This window comes from Nocardia sp. 852002-20019_SCH5090214 (genome assembly GCF_001665865.1).
GTDB classification, from domain to species: Bacteria; Actinomycetota; Actinomycetes; order Mycobacteriales; family Mycobacteriaceae; genus Nocardia; species Nocardia nova.
On the sequence record NZ_LZMK01000136.1, the window covers coordinates 1 to 4,298 of the forward strand.

At 70.3% G+C, this 4,298-nt stretch carries 4 protein-coding genes; all 4 read right to left on the reverse strand.

All coding sequences use genetic code 11. The features are described from left to right. The coding region (locus tag A5780_RS11810; RefSeq protein ID WP_197521731.1) for a cutinase family protein at positions 1–1,261 on the reverse strand (1,261 nt) is incomplete at its 3' end. A gap of 72 nt (positions 1,262–1,333) precedes the next feature. Further along, positions 1,334–2,431, reverse strand: a complete 1,098-nt coding sequence (locus tag A5780_RS11815) for a lipase family protein (RefSeq protein ID WP_064908448.1) — start codon at positions 2,429–2,431, stop codon at positions 1,334–1,336. After that, positions 2,428–3,666: a cutinase family protein gene (locus A5780_RS11820; protein ID WP_197521732.1), complete on the reverse strand. Its 1,239-nt coding sequence runs from the start codon at positions 3,664–3,666 to the stop codon at positions 2,428–2,430. The genes A5780_RS11815 and A5780_RS11820 overlap by 4 nt, the downstream gene beginning before the upstream one ends. After that, positions 3,663–4,298: hypothetical protein (locus A5780_RS40850; protein ID WP_369829519.1), on the reverse strand; the 636-nt coding region annotated here is incomplete at its 5' end. The genes A5780_RS40850 and A5780_RS11820, both read right to left, overlap by 4 nt.

Sequence of the window (4,298 nt, forward strand, 5' to 3'; positions counted from 1 at the left end):
GGGTGCTGGTGTAGGCGGCGTGGTGGCCTGCGGTGTCGCTGTATTGGGTGTAGGTGGCCAGCTGGTAGAGCTGGTTGTCGTCGGTGACGGTGGAGGTGATGGCGTCGAATGCCTGGTTCACCCAGCCCAGCGCGGTTTGCGGCGGGATGAGGTCGGCGACAGCGCCGGCGAGTTTCGCGCCGAGGATCCCGAGCGCGGCGGCGGGGTTGGCCAGCCCGATAGTGGCCAGCTCGGCGATCCTGGCCGGGGTAAATACCTTCTGCGCCACCGTCACCACGGTGTTGAGTCCGATCGTGCCGATCCGGAACAACGCGGCCAGCGCGTCGTCGGGGCCGGGCATCGGGGTGCTCGGGTCCGACGCCTCCGCCAAGCGTTGCCCCAGGGGTTTGGCTGGTTGGTAGCTCAGCTCGTCCAGGCTGTTGCCGGCGATGTCGTCGGTGACGACGCCGACTGCCGTTTTCCAGGTCGTGGCCGCCAGCGCCTGAGCAATGGTCGAGATGGCGGCAACCGGATCACCGAGATTGGATTGAGCAGCAATGTTTTTCACCGTCTGCGTCAGTGGCGAACCGGCGGGGGCGTCGCACGCCAGATCACCTGGCACGCAGAGGTCGGCGACTCGACCGGCCAATGCACCGAATCCCACGTCCTCGCTCCCGTTGGCGCTGATGCCGGTGCCGTTGCGCGATGTGTTGGCGAAGTGGATAGACGCGACCGCTGCTCCAGTGGTGCCGGGTGCCGGTGCGGGGGTCGTCTGTTCCGGGCGGCCGGGAAAAACGTCGCTGCCCGCTCGCGCTGGGTTGGCCAGCAAAGCGATCCCGGCGATGGAATCGGCTTCCACGGTGGCGGTGTCGTCGCCGACGCGGTGGGCGACATCGGCGACGGCAGCCGCACCCTGCCCGTAGCCGACCGCCGCGATCTTCGTTGTCGGGCAACGATGTACGACTTCCCTGGCCTCGGATTCGAGCCGCTGCGCGGCGCTGGTGGTGGCCTGGCCGTAGGGCTCGGGCTCGCCGGTCTCGCTGGTTCCGTAGGGAATGTAGAGACGCTGGATCAGGTCCCCGGCTCGCGCCTCCAGGGGTGTGAACAGTTGGCCGAGGGCACCGGTGTCCAGAGTCGGTGCGGTGTCGGTCGCCGACTCGCCCGGCCCCTGGACACCGAACACGAACAACACCGGGCACCGGTCCCCGATCGGCACCGCCGGATCAGCCGTCGCTACCTGGACGCCGCCCACGGCGATCAGCGAGACCCCCACCGCTGTCACGCACACCCGGCGAACCAGGTTCTTGCGGTCAGCTTTTCGGAAGTGCCGAGTTGTGCTGCATCGCATTGCTTTTCACCCCTCGCGATTTCGGTTGAGGTAGTCGGCCAAGTGGGCGATGGTTTCGGTGATGGCGTCGCGGGCGGTGTCGACGTGGCCGCGGTCGTAGTTGCGCCAGCTCACCTCGACTCCGTGCTCGCGATAGGCCGACAGCAGGCGGGTGCTTTGTCCGATCGGGACCAGGGCGTCGCGGGCGCCGTGGTAGAGGTGCACCGGCACGGCTGGTAGCTGGTCGACGGGGATGGTTTCGCGGGTCAGGACGTAATGCCACATGGGATCGGTCCACGGCTGCGCGCGATCGCACCAGTGCTCGATCGGGCGCCGGTACTGCGCCAGCAGCATCGGGGCACTGCGGTTTTCGGCTTCGGCGATGATCTGTCTGCCGTCGGCCGAGAGCACATGACGCAGAGGGAGATGGTGGTAGGCGCGCGACAAGCCGATGAGCCCGGCCAGCACGAGCGCAGAAAACGGGCTGGTGTTCAGCGTCGCCACCAGCGCGCCGGGAACCGTGATGGTCGCACCGGCCGCGACACCGCGCAGGTCCACCTCGGGTGCGTAGGAGCGGTGCAGCTGCGCCGCGACCGTGACCGCGCGGGCGCCGTCGGCGTACCCCCACGCCACCACCGGTGATCCCTGCGCGTTCAGGTCCGGGATCGTGGCGGTGGCGCGGGCGAGGTCGAGGGCGTGGTGCGCTGCGGCGCGGCCGGCGAGGAAGGTGTGCGGGCCTCGCCCGGTGACACCGAGGTTTTCCCCGTCGGCGACAGCGACGAACCATCCGCGCTCCAGCGCAGCGGTGATCGCCTCGGTGTCGGGTTCGGCACCGATCGCCAGCAGCCGCGACGGTGCACAGGGTCCACCAAGTCCATGGAAGCTCGGCTGGTACACCAGGATCGGGCCTGGCCCGAGCTGAGGATCGGTGTCAGGGGCGATCACGATGCCGGACGCGGCGGTGAGCTCGCCGTGGGTGTCGGTGGAGGTGTAGAGCAACTGCCACGCCGCGCCAGCCCCGCCCAGCCTGGGTGTGTCGGTGGGGCGGATGCGCAGGATCCGCCCCGGCTCGCCGGAGTCGTGGAAGGTGGGCGGGGTGTAGAAGTCGGTGCCGGTGTCGTTCATGACTGGTGTCCTGCGGCGTCGTGGGCGAGGGCGGTCATCCAGGCGACGCCGGAAGCGAGTTGGCCGCTGGTGAGGTAGCCGTTGTGGCGGGCGACGGTGTCGCCGTAGTGCAGCCACACCGCCGGGTTGATCAGATCGGCGTTGTCTGCCACCAGCTGGCCCCAGGCGGCGGCGAGTTGGCCAGCCAGTTTCGGCACGACGCCGAGTGGGTTCGCCGCCGCTGCGGCGGTGATCTGAACCCATCGCTGGGCGGCTTCCTGCACCTGATCCGTGCCCGGTGCGGGGGTTCGGGGGTCGGCGGCGTCTATGAGTCGCTGCGCCAACGGTTTTCCCGGAAGGTAGTCGGCGTTGCCGGGGTCTGTGTGGAAGTCCTCGGCGAACACCGTGGTCCATGCTCGGCCCATGCCCGTCGAGAACAGTCCGTTGATCGTCATCAGGGCAGCGATGGGGTCGTGCAGGTCGGCTTGGGCGGCGATTTCCGCGCCGACGCGTAGCAGGGCCGCGTGGTCGGGCGCCGAGCACGCCAGGTCGCCGTCGGTGCAGATATCGGCGACGCGGCCTGCCAATGACCCGTAGCCGTCACCGTCGGTAGCGATACCACTACCGGTCGCGGGCGGATTGAGAATCTGCACCGCCGCCACCGCGGCTCCTCCGGTACCCGGTGCGGGGTCGGGCACGGTCTGTCCGGGCCGACCCGGGATGACCGGGGAGTTCGGGAGGCGGTTGGGGTTGGCGTAGAGCGCGATCCCAGCGATCTTGTCCGGCGCGACGGGCCCGTTGCCCGCACCGACCTGCTGGGCGAATTGCGCCATCGCCTGCGCACCTTGCGAATACGCCACACCGGCCAGCAAGGTGTCGGGGCAGGCGGCGACGATGTCGGTGGCGGCAGCGTTGATGCCGTCGAGCGCTTCGCTGGCCGACTCTGCGTACGGTTCCGGTCCGCCGCCGGGAACGATTCCGCCGAAGCCCGCTGGGTACGGAACTGTGCTGTGCTGCACCAAGGTCGGGACCGCTGCCTGCACCTGGCCGAGCAGCGCCCCGACCACTCCGGTGTCCGCGCTCGGGTCCGGAGTCGATTGGCCGGTGCCCTGGATCCCGATCACATAGAGGGCCGGGCAGCCGGGACCGATCGGCACCGCCCCCGCGGCAGAAGCTAGGCCGGTCACCGTCGCGGCGCATGCTGTGCTGACAGCGATCGCGGCCAGGGTTGTCAGGGTACGGGTTGTGGTAGTCACGGCTGGCCCACCCCGACCCCGGCGCCGAAACCGGCTCCGACGGTGCCGCCGGCCAATGCGCCGGCCACCGCTGCGGGGATGCCAGCGATGGCCGCCCCCGCTACCGCACCGGCCGCGGCACCGATCGCCGTTCCCGCGACGCCGGAGGTAACGGTGCCCACGACCGGGACCGGCACCACGGTTCCTACTGCCGCGCCGGCGATTCCGCCGATCGTGCCGCCGATCAGCCCGCCCACGACCGCACCCGCGGCCGCCGCCGGTGCGCTGGCCGCGACCGCTCCTGCCGCGCCGCCGATCCCGGCGCCGGCCAGGGTTGCGCCGCTGACCCGGTCCGAGCGCCCTGCCGGGATGCCGATCGAATCCAGGGCCGTGGCGACCTGCGCTTCCGCCCCGGCTGCGGTGTTGTTGATGCAGTCACGTGCCTGGGGTGGAAGCCAATCCGGTGCCGGGGCCTGCCATTGACCGATACGAATCGTGTTGTCCGGCGGCTGAATCGGCGCAACGGGCGCCACCGGCTCGGGCAGATGCAGGTCTTGCACCTGCACCGGCGGGGCCGGGTCGTCGGCGGGTTCGGGGCGCGGGGTGGACCCGTTGCGGACCTCGGGTGGCTGCTCGACATACACCGGCTGCGG